We start from the raw sequence: 16,335 nt of genomic DNA on the forward strand, positions 1-16,335 counted from the left end.
CGGGTTCAGGATGACCCCGACGCTAGACCGGTTGGCGACCGAACAACGCTTTCACGACGAGCAGGCCGAGGAGCGGGCGGAATCCTTCCGCTTCGGCCGTGCCGACCTGCGGTTCGCGGACGCGGACTACCTCGACCACGAGACGTGGATTCGCCCCGCGTTCGCGCAGCTCGGCGACCTCCGCGGCAAGCGAACGCTCGACTTCGGCTGCGGGCACGGCATGGCGGCCGTCGTCATGGCCCGCGGGGGGGCCGAGGTTAATGCCTTCGACCTGTCGCCGAATTATGTGGAAGAGGCGAAGCAACGGGCGGCCGCGAACGGCGTGAACGTCACCGCCGTCGTCGCGAATGGCGAGGAGCTGCCCTATCCCGATCAGCACTTCGACGCGATCTGGGGCTGCGCCATCCTGCACCACCTCGACTTGGGGAAAGCCGCGCGGGAACTCAGTCGGGTGCTGAAGCCCGGCGGTGTGGCCGTGTTCTGTGAGCCGTGGGGCGGAAACCCGTTGCTGGCCTTCGCTCGCCGGTGGCTCCCCTACCCCGGCAAGCACCGCACGCCGGACGAGCGGCCCCTCGTCGCGGCCGATCTCGTTCCACTCCGCGAAGTCTTCCCGAACCTGGGGACGGAAGGCCATCAACTCCTAGGCATGGTCGGCCGCGTCACGGGTCGGCGGTGCTTCACGCGAACGGATCGCTTGCTGATGAAGCTCTGCCCGCCGCTCGAAAAATGGTCGCGATATCTAGTTCTGATTTTACCGAAAGGGTAAACTGTGCGGGTTCGATGGATTCTGCCGCGACGAGACGGCCCGGATGTCCCCGACCCTACCAACCCGCCCGCCGGAACGACTCGCGTTGACGGTCGTCGCCGTCGTGGTTTTCGGGCTGCTCCTTTACCGCGGGTACGGGTCGAAGTTTCAGACGAACCCCACGCAACAGACTCTCGCCACGTCACCGCTGAACGTCAACACCGCCGACCGCACCGAGCTGCTGCAAGTCCCCGGCGTCGGGCCGAGCCTCGCGGACGCGATCCTCAGTCACCGGAACACGTTCGGGCCGTTCAACAGTCTCGACGAACTCGACGGCGTCAAGGGCATCGGCGGGAAGACGCTTGACAAGCTACGGCCGTGGCTGCACGCCGAGGCCGGGCCGGTCGCCCGCGCGGAGCAGCCCGCCGTGGAGCGGTTGGAGCGGAAGCCGGAACCGCCGCGGCCCTTCACATCGCCGAAGAAACTCGACGCCGGCAAGACGATCAACGTCAACAAAGCGAGTCTCGAAGAGTTGCAACAACTCCCCGGCATCGGGCCGAAGCTCGCCGAGCGGATCGTTCAGGAACGCGCGAAAGAACCATTCCTCACGGCCGAAGACCTGCGGCGGGTCGGCGGCATCGGGGCGAAGACGGTCGAGAAGCTCCGCCCGCACCTGCGGTTCACCGATCCGCGTTGAGCGGCTGCAAAAGCGGGACCGTCGTGTCGGGAACCTTCCGCTGCTTGCCGGTCAGAATCCACGGCAGGAAGAACAGCACCGCCCCGCAAAACACGACGAGGTCGAACGGCCACAGCGCGAACGCTTTCAGGTAGTTCCACCACGCGGACCAGAACGAGGTCGGGTACGCGAGGTCGCCGGCCTTCTTGTAGTACCCCGCCAGCCGCCGCGCGAGCAGTACGGCCGACGCTGGGTCGCGGAACAGCTCGTGCCGCAGGCGGCGGATCAGCACTCGGCGGTGAAACGGTTCCTGCCGCCGGTCGAGGCTGACGTTTGCCCCCTCGCCGCGCTGGACGTGGACCGAGCAGATCGCGTCCGAGTTCGCGACGAGGTAGTCCCGCGTCAGCCGCAGGTAGAACTCCCAGTCCTCGCAGTACCGCACGTCCTCTGCGTACCCGCCGAGCTTCAGGAACGTGTCCCGCCTCACCGCGAACGGCTGCTGCAACAGGTTCCCGCGGAGCATCGCCTTGTAGATCGCCCGGCCGAACAACCGGCCCTTCTCCGTCGTCCGGGCCGTCGGGATGGCCCAGAACCGGCGGTACATTTCGAGCGTGAAGTGGTGGTTCGGGTAGTGGATGTTCTCGCCGGTGTGCCGGTACTCGTTGTCCGTGAACGCCCCGTGCGCCTCCGGGAACGCGGCGAACAGGTCGAGGAAGTTCTGCACCGCCCCCGGCAGCATGATGTCGTCGTCGTCGAAGAACACAACCACGTCGCCGGTCGCCGCTTTCGCGCCGAGGTTCCGCGCGATGGACGGCCCGCCGTTCTTCGGCGTCTGCAGCGCCCGCACCTGCGGGTAGGTCTGCTTCAGCCACTCGAACGTGCCGTCCGGCGAGCAGTCGTCCACGAGGATGATCTCGTCGAACGGCCGCGTCTGGTTCAGTACACTCGCGAGCGTCTCCGGCAGCTGCGCCTTCCGGTTGTACGTCGCGATCACGAGGCTCACCTTCATCGGTGCGAATCGCTCCTTCGGCTGAATCCCATCTCGAAGATAAGTCAGCGGCCCGCGGGTGTCCAACCGGTCGGTGGATTCGCCGGGCGAGAACCCTACAATTCCGGGACGAACTTCACCCGACCGCGCCGCCGAGGGCCACCGTTGTTTCAGGAATTGCCGTTCTTGGCCGCCGGCGGAATCCTCTGCTTCACGCCCCTGACGCTGTACCTGTTTTGGCTCGCCGCTGTTAACCGCGGCGACCGCCCGGCCGTGGTGTCCGGCGTGTGGGACTTCGTCAGCCTATTCGCGGGGCTGAGCGGGTTCGTCCTGTGCGTCGGCGTTGTCCTGACGCTGCTAAGTACGAACGCGGGGCTGTTCAAGCGAGGCGGCGGGTTCGCCGAGTTGCGGGACGCCTGGATGAACACGCAAATCTACGCGGCCGTCACGCCGCTCGCCTACGGGTTGCTCGTCGGCCTGAGCTTCTTCGTCACGGTCCAGTCCCGGCGGCGGGCGCTGCTCGTGTACAACGTCCACCCGGCGGCGGCGGAGGAGGCCCTGAAAGACATCTTCGAGAAGCTGAACCTGCCGGCCGTGCGGAAGGGGAACCTCTGGTCGAGCGACCGTGACCTCGTCGAGATGAGCGTCTTCCACGTCTTCAGCCACGTCACGCTGAAACTGTTGCCGGCCGACCAACGGCTCCGCGAGGAACTCGAGCGCGAAATCCGGGCGGCGATGCCGCGGCAGCAGGTCGGCGAGAACCCGGCCGGGCCGTGGCTGACGAGCGCGGCCGTTAGTTGCTTCATCACGACGGTGTCGTGCGTCATCCTCACGTTCGTCGCCGCGTTCCAACGGTAAGCTGGAGAAAATTCGCTTCCTCGGCACTTCGATTCGTGTCGTGCGGGTTGTCCGGCCGATAAGGACGACAAGGGATTTTCGTCCGCAAGGATTGCGAGGACCGCACGATGAAGAAGCTCCTGTTCGCGGTGGCCGTCGCCGCCGTCACGGCCACGAGCGCCCAGGCCCAGTTCGGCACCCCGCCGGTTCCGGCCCCGCCGCAGGCCGCGCCGGCCGCCAACACGGCCAACCACTACGGGTGGAACCCAGTCATCAAGCGGATCATGTTCTGGAAGAAGGACGACTGCGGGACCGGCTCGTACGGCAAGGGCGGGAACTGCGGCCCCGGCGCGGGCGCGAACATGGGGCCGGTCGGCGGCACGCTCGTGTTCCCGACGCACCCGTTCGCCCGCAGCCCCCGCGACTACTTCATGTACGGCCACGGCGGCAGCTAAAGAATTCTGGGCGAAGCCCACCCACGAGCGTGGGTGGGGACTTCACTTCCCGCGGTTGGACCGCTCGACTTCCTTGATGAAACCGAGCGCGTCCTCGACCGTGCCGACGTGCGCGCCGGGAACCCGGCCGCCCGCGTCGCACTCGTTGAGCAGCAGCAAGTCCTCGAAGTCCTCGTGCGATTCGAGCCGCCGCTTCGCCTTCGCGCCGAGCGTGTTCGCCCGGTACTCGTGCGCCAGCATGTGGTTCTCGATCAGCCACGCGGTCCGGTCCGTGATGAGGCCGTCGAGTGCCTGCAGCCCGGCGTTGACGTGGTCGCCGCGGTCGATCCCCTTCCCGATGTCGTGCAGCAGGGCCGCGAGCAGGAACTCCTCGTCCCACGGCCGCACGTCCTTCGCCAACTCGAAGACTTGCAGCGAGTGGTACAGTACGTCCCCTTCCGGATGGTACTGCCGCGACTGCGAGACGTTCTCCAGCGGCTGCAACAACAGGCGGAAGAGTTGATACGGGTCGATCTCCTCGTCCTGATCCGCGAGGGCGGCGTCGAGGTCCACGTCCGGGTACTCTTCCTTCAGCAGCAACTCCAGCTCGCCGACCGACGCCCGCTCGATGGCCTTCCCGGTGATCGACGACTTGAACACGTAATGGGCCAGGTTCTCGGCGTACACGGTCAGCTCGAAGTTGAACACGTCGTAGACGTGGACGTGAATGAACGTGCGGGCCTCGCCGTTCTTCGTGATTTGTTTGTACTCTACGTCGTACTGCAACCCCTCGGCTTCGAGGACCGACGTGATCGGCTCGATGAAGTCGCTGAACAGGTGCAGGTCGATGTCGGACCCCTTGCGGGTGTGCCCGGTCATAACGCTGCCGATGAGGCGCGGGCGGAACCGCGCGAGCTTCCGCATGAGCCACAGAGCGCGCAGTCGCATCTGCTTGAGGTTCGTGGTGCGGGCCTCGCCCTCGTGGGTGCGGGCGAAGAGTTGCACGAGTTCGCGGACCTCCGCGTTGCTCGGCAGGTCGCTGGGTTTGACGTAGCCGCGGCAGAGGCGTTTCGCGGCCTTCTTCTTGGCGGTGAAGTACTCGCTCTCGGACCGCTCGTACATGAGCCGGGCGGCTTCGAGGGCGATGGCGTGCCGGAGTTTCAGGTCGGCCATTCGATGGGGTGCGGCAGTTTGTTGAAGAGCCTGTCCGATGCTGCCGCGAGGCTCGTGAAGATAGACGTATCAGGGGGCGGGGAGGTTCGCAAGTCGAACGTAGAACCCTGAGCGGAAGCGACGGGGTGAAGGCGCAACACCCCGTCGCTTCCGCTCAGGGTTCCAAAATCAAAGAAACTCCCGCACCGTCGTCACCCGATGCTCCTTCGCCGCCGCGAAGACGGCCTCGCACAGCGCGAGCGTTTCGAGGTTGTCCCGCCCGCCGATTTCCGGCTCCGTGCTGTCTTCGATCGCGCACAAGAGTTGCGCCATCGTGCCGACGAAGGCGTCCGGGAACCACACTTCCTTCCACTCGGGGCGAATCCACGTCCCCGGCTGCCGCGTCGTGCTGAACGCCAGCGTGCTCGGCTCCTTCGCCGGGTATTTCGGCCAGCCGATCGTCCCGCACGCCAGGCCGTCTGTCCCCTCGATCCGCCACCGGATGCCGAAGTCACCGGCCGCCCCCTCGCGGCCGGGACCGGTCCACACGTCGTCCCAGGAACTGGCCCGCGGTCCGGAATCGTAGTCGAGGATGTAGAGGTTGATGCCGTCCGTGTGCGGAAACTTCGTCCGCGGATCCGGCCGGGTGGACGCCAGCACGCGGTCCGGCGTGCCGAGCCAGTAGCGGAACGTGTCCAGGTGGTGGATGCTCATGACAAACGTGGACAGCGACGGCAGCCCCTCGGCCCACGGCATCCAGTGCGGGATCGCACGCATGTCGATCGTCGCCAGCACCGGCTCGCCGAGCCACCCGCGATTCAGCAAGTCCTTCGCGGCCCGCACCGACTGGTCGAACCGCATGTTCTGGTTCACGCCGAGGACAATCCCCGCGTCTTCGCACCTGTGAACCAAATCGGCGGCGTCGCGGACGGACAGGGCAAGCGGCTTCTGCGCGAGGATGCCGCGGAGCCGCCCGCGGCCGACCTCGACGGCCCGGCGGATCACGTCCGGCTGCGCCGCCGGCGGCACGGCCACGTCCAGGATTTCGACCTGTGAATCCGCGAGCAGGTCGTCGATGGTCGCATGGACGGTGGGAATCGCGTGCAGCTTCGCGACCTCGGCGGCGGTGGCGGCGTTCCGCGACGCGACGGCGACGGGGTTGAACCCGGCCTGCCGGTACGCGACGAGGTGGCAGTCCCGCATGATGAACCCGCTGCCGACGCACCCGATCCGCCAGTCCCGACGGCGGGGGAGTTTCGGAAGGTAGTTCAAGGGGAGGTCGGCGGAGGTCATGACTCTTTCCCCAGCACGAGGTCCACGACCCAGCACCCGCGAACGTGCGGCCCGTCGCCGCGGCAGTGGCCGAGGATGGCTTCGTCCTCGCAGCCGGCGTCTTGGAGCGCGTCGGCGAGGATCGGGAGGCGGTCGAAGGCACGGTCCTCGTAGATGCCTCGCGCGAGACCGAGAACCGCATCCGTTCGCCACGTCGGATGAAAATGTATTCGATGATACGGGACGCGGAACACGCAACCCAAGAGCTTATTCAACAGGCTCCGACCGAGTAACCCTTCGCCCCAAAGGATGGGTTGAAATGCTCCCCAATGGGCTGGGGCCCAAAGTGCAAGACACACCGCGGCACAAGCTGCGGCGTCATTCTTTGCGTCTTCGCCCTGCGGTCGAGATCGATCAACAACTTCGTCTGCCGGACCCTCGACCGTCATTGCTTCGCCGCTGGTAATCTCGTTGTCGGCGTATCGCTCAGCAAATTCGACGGCCGCTCGACTCCGCTCGTCCGTCAATTGATCCCAGAATTGTCGGCAGCAACCGGTGGCGAATAGTCTGAACTTACGCGCACTCGGCTTGCCCTTGAGATTCTGGAACACTTGTTGAGGGTCGAGCGATGCCAGCCATTCCGCTTCCGTCATCGCCGCCTCCTACCGCCGGCGCGGGTCGATGACGAGCGAGAAGCCCGGCAGGACCTTCGGCGTGAACGTCGCGCCGAACGGGTGCGTCGTGACCGCCCACCGCTTGCCGCGGCGGACGTAATGGATCAGCGATGGCTCGTCCGGGTTCTCGGCCCCGTTCACGACCCAGTATTCTTGGATCGACGGCACGCGGAGATACAAGTTCGGGTTCCGGCCGAGTTGCTTCTCGACGTTGTTTTCGCTCAGGATGCCCACGACGAGAAACGGGCTGATCTGTTTCCAACTTGTGATAGTGTCGTAATCCGGAAACGTCGTGTAGGCCGTCAAATCGGGTTCCGGGGCCATGGTCCGAGCCGCGTCGGGAACGAAGACGCGAGCCTTCGGGGTGAGGTAACCGATCACCTTCGACCACCGGTCGGCGTATTTCATGAGGACTGCGTACAGCCAGTTTTCGAGCACACTCTCGGCGACTTCTTGTCGGGGTGAGACGTGAAGCCGGCCGTCGATGACTTCGTAGTTGAATCCCTCGACGTACTCTGCCGTGGTCGCCACGCGATCTGTTACGCGCCGGCCATGGTCGGCAGGACCGAATCGCGGTCGGGTTTTCGTCATCGTCGCCATTGGGCTTCGCTCACTTCCGCACCAGCACCCGCAGTTCCCGCGGGAGCGGGAAGCTGACGTGCTCCTCGCGGATCACGCGGTTCTCCAGCGCCGCCCCGAACTTCGCCCGCAGATAATCCACACAGTCCTGTACGTGGTCCTCCGGGGCGCTCGCCCCGGCCGTGATGAGCACCGTGTCCGATGGCCGGAACCACTCGTCGCGGATTTCCGACACGCGGTCGATCAGGTACCCCGGCTTGCCGAGGCTGCGGGCGATCTCCGCCAGCCGTTGGCTGTTCGAGCTGTTCTGGCTGCCCAGGACGAGGACCACGTCCACCTCGGGGACCAACTCGCGGACGGCCTCCTGGCGGTTCTGCGTCGCGTAGCAGATGTCGTCCTTGTTCGGCCCGACGACCTGGGGGTACTTCTTGCGGAGAGCCGCGATGACGACGTTCGCCTCGTCCACGCTCAGCGTCGTCTGCGTCAGGAACGCCAGCTTCGCGTCGACCGGCAGTTGCAACGCGGCCACGTCCTTCTCGTCCTCGACGAGCACCATGCAGTGCGGGGCTTCGCCCATCGTGCCGAGGACCTCGTCGTGCCCCTCGTGGCCGATCAGGACGATCGTGTACCCCTCCTTCGCGAACTTCACCGCCTCCATGTGAACCTTCGTCACCAGCGGACACGTCGCGTCGATGGCCCGCAGGTTCCGTTCCTTCGAGTGCTCGCGAATCCGCGGCGAGACGCCGTGGGCGGAGTAGAGGACGGTCCCTCCGTTGGGGACCTCGGAGATGTCGTCCACGAACACGACGCCCTTCTTGCGGAACCGCTCGACGATGGGCCGGTTGTGGACGATCTCGTGGTAGACGTACAGCGGGCTGCCGAACAGGTCGAGGCTGGTTTCGAGCGTCTCGATGGCCATGTTCACGCCCGCGCAGAAGCCGCGGGGGTTGGCGAGCAGAATCTTCATCGCGTGGGGTCTCCGTTTCGGTCATGGTACGCCGACGGGAGCTATCCCGCCAACCGCAAGAGCACGCGGGCGGGAAACAGGAACCCGACTTCCGAAGTCCGGCTTCGACTTCGGAAGTCCAAACGGCAACGACAACATCCTGGGTGAATGTCTTCGCGCGGGATCGACTTCCGAAGTCGAAGCCGGACTTCGGAAGTCGGGTGAAACGAAAAACGCCACCCGAATCGGGTGGCGTTCGTCGTGAATCGCGTGGCCGTTACTTGATCTCGACCTTCGGGCTTTCGATGTGCTTCTTCTTGTCCTTCTCGACGACCTTCCCTTCGACGACCGCGTCCTTGTCTTCCTTGCAGACCTTGCCGTGGTACTTTTCCTTCCCGCCTTGGTCGTCCAGGTAGTAAATCACTTCCTTGTCGCCTTCCTTCACCTTCAGGGCGTGGCCGCACTTGTCCGTCTCTTGCAGGGCGCACTTCGTGCAGGTCAGCTTGCCTTCGAGCTTCTTCGTTTCCTTCTTGTCTTCCGCGATGGCGCTGAAGCCGGACGCCAGGGCCGTGAGGCCGATCGCCAGAGCGAGCAGAGAACGCATGTGAAACTCCTGAGATGGTGTCCCAGCAACCGCCATGGCTGGTGGGGATTTCGGGCTAATGCTCTTATATCCCCCACGGAACGCAAGAGCAACAACAGAATCTGACGGCCGAAAAAGTCTTCCGCCCGGTCCGTTGACGAACGAACGGTTTCGACTATACGATTTCCTTTTCGGTAGAAACCCTCGTTAGACGTTGCGGCATGACCGGCCCTTCCCTCCTGCTGACCGCGACCGCCCGCGCCCGGGCGATGCGGGGCCGCGTCCTCGTGGTGAAGCTCGGCGGCAGCGCGATGGAAGACCCGGCCGCGACGGCGGCCACGCTCGAGAGCGTCGTCGCCCTCCAGACGCTCGGCGTCCGGGTCGTGCTCGTCCACGGCGGCGGCAAGCCGATCGACCGGGCGATGGCCGCCGCCGGGTTGACCCCGAAGAAGGTCGCCGGCCGCCGGTACACCGACGAGCAAACGCTCGACATCGTGGTGCGCGTCCTCGGCGAACTGAACGCCGGAATCGTCTCACGGCTCGAAGCCCTCGGCGGGCAGGCCCAGGGAGTGGCGGACGCGGCCGCCTTCCCGATTTCGGGCGAGAAGCTCGTCCTCGTCGGCGACGACCTGATGCCGGTCGATCTCGGCCGCGTCGGCAAGCCGACGACGGTGGACGCGGCCTACCTCGGCGACTTCCTCGACTCCGGCATCGTGCCCGTGCTACCCTCGCTGTGCCTCGACGACGAGGGCAACTGGCTGAACGTGAACGCCGACACCGCGGCCAGTGCCGTGGCCGGCGGGTTCGACGACGCGGCCGTCATCTTCCTGACCGACACGCCCGGCGTCCTCCGCGATAAAAATGACCCGAACTCGCGGATCGAATCCGTGTCCGTGGGGGATGCCAAAAAACTGATCGCCGACGGCGTCATCGACGGCGGGATGGTCCCGAAGGTCGAGGCGTGCTTCGAGAGCCTCGACGCCGGGGCGACGCAGGCGGTCGTCCTCGACGGCCGCGTCCCGCACGCGCTGCTGGCCGAGTTCGTCGGCGAGAAGGTCGTCGGCACGCAGATAGTTCCTTAAATCCGTTTTCACCGCGGAGAACGCAAAGGACGCAGAGAAGAGACAAGAAAGAGTTCTGAAATTCATTTTTTTGAACTCTCTTTGGTTTTCCCCTCTGCGCCCTCCGCGGCCTCTGCGGTGAATCTTCTTCTGGATTCCCATGTCCGAGACAGCCACCCTCAGTTCGCACGACATCATCGCCCGCGCCAAGAAGTACGTGATCGGGAACTACACCCGTTACCCGGTCGCCCTGGTGCGGGGCGAGGGGTCGTGTGTGTGGGACGCGGAAGGGAACCGCTACCTCGACTTCTTCCCCGGCTGGGGCTGCGGCATCCTCGGCCACTGCCCGCCGAAGGTCGTCGCGGCCGTGCAGGAACAGGTCGCGACGCTCATCCACGTCCCGAACACGTGGTACACGGAGCCGCAGACGCTCCTCGCGGAGGCCCTCAGCGAGCGGACCGGGTGGGGCGGCCAGTGCTTCTTCTGCAACAGCGGCACGGAGGCAAACGAAGCCGCCATCAAGCTCGCCCGGCTCAACGGCAAGCCGAAGGGGAAGTACAAGGTCGTCACGATGACGAACAGCTTCCACGGCCGCACCTACGGGGCGCTGTCCGCGACGGCCCAGCCGAAGTACCACGCCGGCGTCGAGCCGATGCTGCCGGGGTTCCTGTACGCCCCGCACGGCGACCTCGACGCCGTCACGAAACTGATCGACAACGAGACGGCCGCGATCCTCCTCGAACCGATCCAGGGCGAGGGCGGCATCAACCTCCCGCCGGCCGGCTACCTCGAAGGGCTGCGCGAGCTGTGCGACAAGCACGGCATGTTGCTGATGTTCGACGAAGTCCAGACCGGCATGGGCCGGACGGGGACGTGGTTCGCGCACCGGCACTGGAACGTCGTGCCGGACGTGGTGACGCTCGCGAAGGCCATTGCCGGCGGGATCGCACTCGGCGGGCTGATCGCGAAGCCGGAGGTCGCGGAGAAGCTCAAGCCCGGCACGCACGCGGCGACGTTCGGCGGCAACCCGGTCGCGGCGCGGGCCGCCCTCGCCACCGTCGAGACGATCGAGGAAGAAAACCTGCTCGACCGCGCCACGCAGGTCGGCGAGCGGTTCCGGGCGCACTTCACGGCCCTCAAGAACGAGTGCCCACTGATTCAGGACATCCGCATCAAGGGCACGATGATCGGCCTCCAACTCAGCGTGGACGGCGCGCCGGTCGTCGAGGAGTGCCTGAAGCGGAACCTGCTCATCAACTGCACGCACAAGACGGTGATCCGCCTCCTACCGGCGGTGAACATCGAGTCCCAGCAGATCGACGACGGGTGCGCCACCCTCCGCGAGGTGTTGTTGGCCCACCGTGTGTAACCGAGATTCGGCTTTCCCACCCGAAGCCCGCGGATTCACGTCCGCGGGCTTTCCCTCTTGAAGGTGTCGCGAATGCGTCACTTCCTCAACCTGATCGACATCACGACCGACGAGCTGAAGCACCTGCTTTCGGAGGCCGCCAGGCTGAAGGCGGCGCACAAGCGGCGCATCCCGACGCCGTCGCTGGCGGGCCGGGTCGTGGCCCTCATCTTCGAGAAGCCGTCGATGCGGACGCGGGTGAGTTTCGAGGCCGGCATCGCGCAACTCGGCGGCACGGCCCTGTTCCTGCCGGGCAACGAGATCGGCCTCGGCTGGCGGGAGACGTTCGCCGACTTCAGCCGGACGATGAGCCGGTTCGTGGACGCGATGGTGTTTCGCGTGTTCAAGCACGCCACGCTCGACGCCATCGCCGCGCACGCCACCGTGCCGGTCGTCAACGGCCTGTCCGACTGGTCGCACCCGTGCCAGGCGCTGGCGGACGTGCTGACGATCCAGGAGCACCTCGGCGGCGTGGACGGGAAAACGGTCGCGTTCGTCGGCGACGGGAACAACGTGGCCCGGTCGCTGGCCGTGGCCGTCGGCCGGCTCGGCGGCCGGTTCGTGCTCGCCTGCCCGAAGGGGTACGGCTTCGACGACAAGTTCCGCCAGGACTACCGGGCGAAGGTCTCGACCGTCTTTCCGCAGGAAGTCACCGACCCGCTCGCGGCCGTGGCGTCGGCGGACGTGATCTACACGGACGTGTGGACGAGCATGGGCCAGGAAGCCGAGCGGGACGAGCGGCTGCGGAAGTTCGACGGCTTCCAGGTGAACGCGAAGCTGCTCGCCGCCGCGCCGAAGCATTGCAAGGTGCTGCACTGCCTCCCGGCACACCGCGGCGAGGAGATCACGGACGAGGTCGTTGACGGCCCCCAGAGCGTCGTCTTCGACGAGGCCGAGAACCGGCTGCACGTTCAGAAGGCGCTCTTGGAGTGGCTGCTGAAGTAACGGGCCGACGGCCGGTCACGGGATGGTGACGTTGTCGATCAGCCGCGTCGTGCCCATGAACACGGCGACGGCCGCGAGGGCCGGGCAGTCGATCCTGATCAGCGGCTGGAGCGTCGCGTCATCGACGATGCTCGCGTAATCGACCCTCGCACCGGGGATGGCGGCCAGCCGCTCCCGCAATTCGACCTCCAGCCTCCGCACGTCGGGTTCGGCCTTCGCCCGTTCCCTCGTCGCGAGAAGGCTCTCGTAAATCTTCGGCGCGACGGCTCGTTCCGCCTGCGAGAGGTAGCGGTTCCGCGAACTCATCGCCAGGCCGTCCGGCTCGCGGACCGTCGGCGCGATGCGGACCGTCACCGGCACGTTCAGGTCCCGCACCATCCGCATGATGATCCGGGCCTGCTGCGCGTCCTTCGCGCCGAACACGGCCACGTCCGGCAGCACGATGTTGAACAGCTTCAACACGACCGTGCAGACGCCGCGGAAGTGCCCCGGCCGCGAGGGGCCGCACAGGTGGTCCCCGAGCTTTTGGATGTCCACGTAGGTAAACGCCTCCGGGTACATCTCCTCGACGGCCGGGGCGAAGACGAGGTCGCACCCGACCGCGTCGAGCAGCTGCACGTCCGCGGCGAGGGTGCGGGGGTACTTCCCGAAGTCCTCCTTCGGCCCGAACTGCGTCGGGTTCACGAAGATCGTCGTCACGACGAAGTCCGTCTCGCGCTTCGCCCCGGCCACCAGTTCGATGTGCCCGGCGTGGAGCGCCCCCATCGTCGGCACGCACCCGACCCGCTTCCCGGCCCGCCGCGCGTCCGCGACGGCAGCCCGGACCTCGGCGATTGTCGTCACCACCCGCGGCGTCATGCCTCGATCCCCCTCGCTTCCAGCACCATCCGCAGGTACGCCCGCGGCTCCGGCGTCGTCAGCCCCAGTTCCGCGGCCACGGCCAGCACGGTTCGCTCCGCCTCGGCCAGCCGCGCTTCCTCCGCGACGATCTCGACTTCGAGAAACCGGCCGACGCCGTCCAGGTCGTCGAAGCAGAGGTGCAGTTCGAAGCCGTCGCGGGCCAGGGCGTACACCTCCCGCTGCTTCTTCACCACCGCCGTCGGCCGGAAGCCGAGGCATTGAACGAGCCGGTCCGCGTCGGCGACGTGGGCCGCACCGACGGCCAGCGGGACCTCGATCTCCGGCCGCGTCTTCACGGCCCCGCCGCGCTTCGGCCCCTTGTACGTCAGCACCGCCGCCTCGTCCACGCACCGCAGACGGAACACCTCGTCGGTCGTGCGGAAGTCGCGGTCCGGGGCGTTGAAGTAGTGGTCCACCTCGGACCGGACCGCGAGGAGCCGACCGCCCCATTCGAGGATCCGCTGCCGGACGGCGACCGGGTCGGGCAACTGAAACTTCAACTCGATTTCCAGCATGAAGCCGCCCCGCGGGTGTATCGTTAGAGTAAGTTTACGCGATCCGTCGAACACACGAGAAGGGGAACCCGTCGTGCCGGAGCTGTTGACCGTCTGCAAGGTGGGGGAAATCCCGGAGGGGGAATCGACCGTCGTGACGATGAACAACAAGGACGTGGCCGTCTTCTACCACGAGGGCAAATACTTCGCCATCGACGACATGTGCCCGCACGCCGGGTCGTCGCTGTCGGCCGGGCACGTCGAGGACGGGGTCGTCACCTGCCCGTGGCACGGGTGGCGGTTCCGGCTGTGCGACGGGGCGTGGGCGGACAACCCGAAGGTGAAGACCGGGTGCTACGCCGTCCAGGTCAACGACGGGCTGGTTCAACTCGAAGTGCCGAAGAAAGCGGGGTGACGCCGTGAGCCGCCGGACCCGGTTGGGAGCGTTCCTGTTGCTGGCGGGGTTCTGCCTGTTCGTGCCGGTGGCGGACTCGCAGGCCCCGAAGGCCACGCCACCGAAGCTGGAACCGGTCGCGGAGACGAAGTTGCTCATGGACGGGCTGGCGAAGGCGAACTTCGACGGGCTGAACCGGCTTCTGAAGGAGAAGCCCGCCGACGCGCCGACGTGGGGGTTCGCCCGCGGGCAGGCGCTGTTGATCGCGGAAACGGGCAACCTGCTCCTGATGCGGCCGCCGAAGAACCGGGCGGCGCAAGACGCCTGGATGGCGAAGGCCACCGACCTCCGGGACGCGGCGGTGAAGTTGGCGAAGGCGGCCGGGGAGAAGGACTACGCCGGGTCGCGGGCCGGGGTCGCGGCGGTGGCGAATGCTTGCAACCGCTGCCACGAGGGGTTCCGCGTCGCGACCCGGATCGTCCCGTTCGAGGACTGAGGGGACGGGGATCGCATTTGGAACTGGCCATCGGTGCGGCGTGTGGTTAGCCTGTCTTTCGAGTTTCGGTGAAATCCCGAACCCCGTGCCGCCGAATAACTTGCCAGGTTCCGATCCCCAACACCCAGGTCCCCTTCCCCATGTCCACGCCGACACCACAGACGCCCGCCGTCATCGAAACCGGGGCGAGCGTCCTCCCCGACCAGGGGCCGCGGGAGATCAAGCTCATCAGCCACTCGCCGCTGTTCTACTGGTGGCCGGTCTGGGCGTTCGGGTTTTTCATGGCCGCGTGGACGGCCGTCGAGGACCACCGGTTCACCGTCCTCCCGCCGGACGCCCGGATCAAGACGGACAAGACGCTGCCGGGCGGCGAGAAGACGTACACGCTCTCGACGAAGAAGCCGCTCCCCAAGCCGCTGGAGGACTCGATCGCGTTGGCCGACCAGAACGCGGTCGATACGTCCGTGTTCCCGGTCCACGTGTCGGCGCGGGCGTGGCTGGGCAGCCTGTTCATCGTCATCCTCGTCATCACCATCATCATCACCAACGTCCCGCTCCGCGGGTTGTGGTCGTTCATGGTGATCCTCGGCATCGTCGTCATCTCGTTGCTCATCTCCGTCTTCAACGGGTGGGACGAGTTGTACGAGCGGGTGGCCGCCCTGCGGGTGTTCATGAACATGGCCGCGTACCTGACGCTGGCGACGGCCGTGTTCATCATCTGGGCGCTGGCGACGTTCGTGTTCGACCGGCGGACGTTCATCATCTTCAGCCCCGGCCAGATCAAGGTGTGCGAGCACATCGGGGCGGCCGTCCGGACCTACGACGCGGCCGGGCTGACGTTCGAGAAGCAGCGGGACGACCTGTTCCGGCACTACATCCTGGGGTTCGGGTCCGGCGACCTGGTCGTGCGGACGGCCGGGGCCGAGCGGCACGAGATTCGGCTCAACAACGTGCTGGGCATCGGGTGGAAACTGAAGCCGATCGAGGACCTGCTCCGCGAGAAGTCCACGGTCGCGGTGCAATAGTCTTAGCCGTGGAGCGGCGGCAGATGTTAGCCAGGGGCGCAAGCCCCTGGAACCCGCCATCCGATGGAACAAGCCCCGGAGGGGCGGCAGAACCTGCCGCCCCTCCGGGGCTTGTGCGTCTCGCGAATCCACCAGGGGCTGACGCCCCTGGCTAACGACCGCCGCCGCTCCGCGGCTGAAACCCGGCGGTCACTTCTCGGCCTTCTCCGCCTTCATCTCCTCCTTGACGAGCTGCAGGTAGCACGTCCCCTTCTTCTCCTCCTGCTTCTTCGCGAGCAGCTCCTCGGCCTCACCCTTGTCCTTGAAGTCGAACGTGCCGAGCCGCTTGTTCGAGTTGTCGAACACGACCCACACGGCCTTCATGGTGACGATCTTCGCCGCCCGCGTCCGCTTCGCCTTCGGCTTCGCGGGTTCCTTCTTCGGCTTCGCCTTCGGCTTCGCCTTGGCCTTCTTCTTTTTCGGCGCGTCCTCGTCGTCGTCCCCGCCCTCGTCGTCCGAGTCCGCGTCCGACGCCTCCTCTTCCTCGTCGGCCTCCTCGTCCTCGTCCTCGTCGGCCTCTTCTTCCTCGACGACTTCTTCCTCGTCCCGCGCCTCGGCCGCGTCCGACTGTCGGCGTAGGTCCATTCGGCTCGGTCCGCTCTTACGTCCCTTGGCCATGCGGGGTGTCCTCCGGTACGGTTGATGCCCGGTCGCGGGCGTGGCTCGCTAGTCTGCTCAACTTACCGG

The 16,335-nt window shown here is 66.4% G+C and carries 20 protein-coding genes; 10 read left to right on the plus strand and 10 right to left on the minus strand.

Going from position 1 to position 16,335, the window contains the following annotated elements; genetic code table 11:
* Positions 1-10 precede the first annotated feature (10 nt).
* Positions 11-766 carry a class I SAM-dependent methyltransferase gene (locus AC5JJ2_RS00690; protein WP_495856035.1) on the plus strand — a complete coding sequence of 252 codons (756 nt, stop codon included), beginning with the start codon at positions 11-13 and terminating at the stop codon, positions 764-766.
* Between the two features lie 43 nt (positions 767-809).
* Positions 810-1,442, plus strand: coding sequence for a ComEA family DNA-binding protein (locus tag AC5JJ2_RS00695; RefSeq protein ID WP_495856036.1), 633 nt, complete (start codon positions 810-812; stop codon positions 1,440-1,442).
* Here the strand turns inward: AC5JJ2_RS00695 and AC5JJ2_RS00700 are convergent.
* Positions 1,426-2,430 carry a glycosyltransferase gene (locus AC5JJ2_RS00700; protein WP_495856037.1) on the minus strand — a complete coding sequence of 335 codons (1,005 nt, stop codon included), beginning with the start codon at positions 2,428-2,430 and terminating at the stop codon, positions 1,426-1,428. The two genes, AC5JJ2_RS00695 and AC5JJ2_RS00700, sit on opposite strands and share 17 nt — an antisense overlap.
* Before the next feature lie 144 nt (positions 2,431-2,574).
* Between AC5JJ2_RS00700 and AC5JJ2_RS00705 the strand changes: the two genes are divergently transcribed.
* Complete coding sequence (locus tag AC5JJ2_RS00705; RefSeq protein WP_495856038.1) at positions 2,575-3,267, plus strand: hypothetical protein; 693 nt, start codon at positions 2,575-2,577, stop codon at positions 3,265-3,267.
* A 107-nt stretch (positions 3,268-3,374) separates the two neighbouring features.
* Positions 3,375-3,701: a hypothetical protein gene (locus AC5JJ2_RS00710; protein ID WP_495856039.1), complete on the plus strand. Its 327-nt coding sequence runs from the start codon at positions 3,375-3,377 to the stop codon at positions 3,699-3,701.
* A 42-nt stretch (positions 3,702-3,743) separates the two neighbouring features.
* Here AC5JJ2_RS00710 and AC5JJ2_RS00715 read toward each other — a convergent pair whose 3' ends face one another.
* The 6 genes from AC5JJ2_RS00715 to AC5JJ2_RS00740 form a co-directional block, all read right to left on the minus strand.
* Positions 3,744-4,853, minus strand: coding sequence for an HD domain-containing protein (locus AC5JJ2_RS00715; RefSeq protein ID WP_495856040.1), 1,110 nt, complete (start codon positions 4,851-4,853; stop codon positions 3,744-3,746).
* 168 nt (positions 4,854-5,021) lie between these two features.
* Positions 5,022-6,125 (minus strand): Gfo/Idh/MocA family protein, encoded by a 1,104-nt coding sequence (locus tag AC5JJ2_RS00720; protein ID WP_495856041.1) that lies wholly within the window; start codon positions 6,123-6,125, stop codon positions 5,022-5,024.
* Positions 6,122-6,757, minus strand: coding sequence for a hypothetical protein (locus AC5JJ2_RS00725; RefSeq protein ID WP_495856042.1), 636 nt, complete (start codon positions 6,755-6,757; stop codon positions 6,122-6,124). The genes AC5JJ2_RS00720 and AC5JJ2_RS00725 overlap by 4 nt, the downstream gene beginning before the upstream one ends.
* 9 nt (positions 6,758-6,766) lie before the next feature.
* Positions 6,767-7,309, minus strand: a complete 543-nt coding sequence (locus AC5JJ2_RS00730; protein ID WP_495856043.1) for a Uma2 family endonuclease — start codon at positions 7,307-7,309, stop codon at positions 6,767-6,769.
* A 79-nt stretch (positions 7,310-7,388) separates the two neighbouring features.
* On the minus strand, positions 7,389-8,324 hold the full coding sequence (gene ispH, locus AC5JJ2_RS00735) for a 4-hydroxy-3-methylbut-2-enyl diphosphate reductase (RefSeq protein WP_495856044.1): 936 nt from the start codon (positions 8,322-8,324) through the stop codon (positions 7,389-7,391).
* Between the two features lie 256 nt (positions 8,325-8,580).
* A complete protein-coding gene (locus AC5JJ2_RS00740) occupies positions 8,581-8,907 on the minus strand; it encodes a DUF6370 family protein (protein ID WP_495856045.1) in 327 nt (108 codons plus the stop codon).
* Between the two features lie 200 nt (positions 8,908-9,107).
* Between AC5JJ2_RS00740 and argB the strand changes: the two genes are divergently transcribed.
* The 3 genes from argB to argF all read left to right on the plus strand — a co-directional run bounded on the left by argB (position 9,108) and on the right by argF (position 12,300).
* Positions 9,108-9,968: an acetylglutamate kinase gene (gene argB / locus AC5JJ2_RS00745; protein WP_495856046.1), complete on the plus strand. Its 861-nt coding sequence runs from the start codon at positions 9,108-9,110 to the stop codon at positions 9,966-9,968.
* A 139-nt stretch (positions 9,969-10,107) separates the two neighbouring features.
* The gene (locus AC5JJ2_RS00750; protein ID WP_495856047.1) at positions 10,108-11,316 is read left to right on the plus strand and encodes an aspartate aminotransferase family protein; all 1,209 of its coding nucleotides are present in this window, start codon (positions 10,108-10,110) and stop codon (positions 11,314-11,316) included.
* A 72-nt stretch (positions 11,317-11,388) separates the two neighbouring features.
* Positions 11,389-12,300 (plus strand): ornithine carbamoyltransferase, encoded by a 912-nt coding sequence (argF, locus tag AC5JJ2_RS00755; protein WP_495856048.1) that lies wholly within the window; start codon positions 11,389-11,391, stop codon positions 12,298-12,300.
* 15 nt (positions 12,301-12,315) lie between these two features.
* Here argF and panC read toward each other — a convergent pair whose 3' ends face one another.
* On the minus strand, positions 12,316-13,158 hold the full coding sequence (panC, locus tag AC5JJ2_RS00760) for a pantoate--beta-alanine ligase (RefSeq protein ID WP_495856049.1): 843 nt from the start codon (positions 13,156-13,158) through the stop codon (positions 12,316-12,318).
* A complete protein-coding gene (cyaB, locus tag AC5JJ2_RS00765; RefSeq protein ID WP_495856050.1) occupies positions 13,155-13,715 on the minus strand; it encodes a class IV adenylate cyclase in 561 nt (186 codons plus the stop codon). The genes panC and cyaB overlap by 4 nt, the downstream gene beginning before the upstream one ends.
* Positions 13,716-13,788: 73 nt before the next feature.
* Here cyaB and nirD point away from each other — a divergent pair, with 73 nt between their 5' ends.
* The 3 genes from nirD to AC5JJ2_RS00780 all read left to right on the plus strand — a co-directional run bounded on the left by nirD (position 13,789) and on the right by AC5JJ2_RS00780 (position 15,609).
* Entirely contained in the window at positions 13,789-14,109 is a 321-nt protein-coding gene (nirD, locus tag AC5JJ2_RS00770; RefSeq protein ID WP_495856051.1) for a nitrite reductase small subunit NirD, read from the plus strand.
* Between the two features lie 4 nt (positions 14,110-14,113).
* On the plus strand, positions 14,114-14,584 hold the full coding sequence (locus tag AC5JJ2_RS00775) for a cytochrome c (RefSeq protein ID WP_495856052.1): 471 nt from the start codon (positions 14,114-14,116) through the stop codon (positions 14,582-14,584).
* Positions 14,585-14,724: 140 nt separating this feature from the next.
* Positions 14,725-15,609, plus strand: a complete 885-nt coding sequence (locus AC5JJ2_RS00780) for a hypothetical protein (protein WP_495856053.1) — start codon at positions 14,725-14,727, stop codon at positions 15,607-15,609.
* Positions 15,610-15,798: 189 nt separating this feature from the next.
* Here the strand turns inward: AC5JJ2_RS00780 and AC5JJ2_RS00785 are convergent, their stop codons facing one another.
* Entirely contained in the window at positions 15,799-16,233 is a 435-nt protein-coding gene (locus AC5JJ2_RS00785) for a hypothetical protein (RefSeq protein WP_495856054.1), read from the minus strand.
* Positions 16,234-16,335 lie beyond the last annotated feature (102 nt).

The organism is Limnoglobus sp. (assembly GCF_059499385.1).

Bases quoted from the DNA above. Each gene is read 5' to 3' on its own strand.
- argF (WP_495856048.1), top strand. From the start codon at position 11,389: ATGCGTCACTTCCTCAACCTGATCGACATCACGACCGACGAGCTGAAG.
- argB (WP_495856046.1), top strand. From the start codon at position 9,108: ATGACCGGCCCTTCCCTCCTGCTGACCGCGACCGCCCGCGCCCGGGCG.
- AC5JJ2_RS00785 (WP_495856054.1), bottom strand. From the start codon at position 16,233: ATGGACCTACGCCGACAGTCGGACGCGGCCGAGGCGCGGGACGAGGAA.
- AC5JJ2_RS00720 (WP_495856041.1), bottom strand. From the start codon at position 6,125: ATGACCTCCGCCGACCTCCCCTTGAACTACCTTCCGAAACTCCCCCGC.
- AC5JJ2_RS00715 (WP_495856040.1), bottom strand. From the start codon at position 4,853: ATGGCCGACCTGAAACTCCGGCACGCCATCGCCCTCGAAGCCGCCCGG.
- AC5JJ2_RS00695 (WP_495856036.1), top strand. From the start codon at position 810: ATGTCCCCGACCCTACCAACCCGCCCGCCGGAACGACTCGCGTTGACG.
- AC5JJ2_RS00690 (WP_495856035.1), top strand. From the start codon at position 11: ATGACCCCGACGCTAGACCGGTTGGCGACCGAACAACGCTTTCACGAC.
- AC5JJ2_RS00710 (WP_495856039.1), top strand. From the start codon at position 3,375: ATGAAGAAGCTCCTGTTCGCGGTGGCCGTCGCCGCCGTCACGGCCACG.
- AC5JJ2_RS00700 (WP_495856037.1), bottom strand. From the start codon at position 2,430: ATGAAGGTGAGCCTCGTGATCGCGACGTACAACCGGAAGGCGCAGCTG.
- AC5JJ2_RS00725 (WP_495856042.1), bottom strand. From the start codon at position 6,757: ATGACGGAAGCGGAATGGCTGGCATCGCTCGACCCTCAACAAGTGTTC.
- ispH (WP_495856044.1), bottom strand. From the start codon at position 8,324: ATGAAGATTCTGCTCGCCAACCCCCGCGGCTTCTGCGCGGGCGTGAAC.
- panC (WP_495856049.1), bottom strand. From the start codon at position 13,158: ATGACGCCGCGGGTGGTGACGACAATCGCCGAGGTCCGGGCTGCCGTC.
- AC5JJ2_RS00780 (WP_495856053.1), top strand. From the start codon at position 14,725: ATGTCCACGCCGACACCACAGACGCCCGCCGTCATCGAAACCGGGGCG.
- AC5JJ2_RS00750 (WP_495856047.1), top strand. From the start codon at position 10,108: ATGTCCGAGACAGCCACCCTCAGTTCGCACGACATCATCGCCCGCGCC.
- AC5JJ2_RS00740 (WP_495856045.1), bottom strand. From the start codon at position 8,907: ATGCGTTCTCTGCTCGCTCTGGCGATCGGCCTCACGGCCCTGGCGTCC.
- cyaB (WP_495856050.1), bottom strand. From the start codon at position 13,715: ATGCTGGAAATCGAGTTGAAGTTTCAGTTGCCCGACCCGGTCGCCGTC.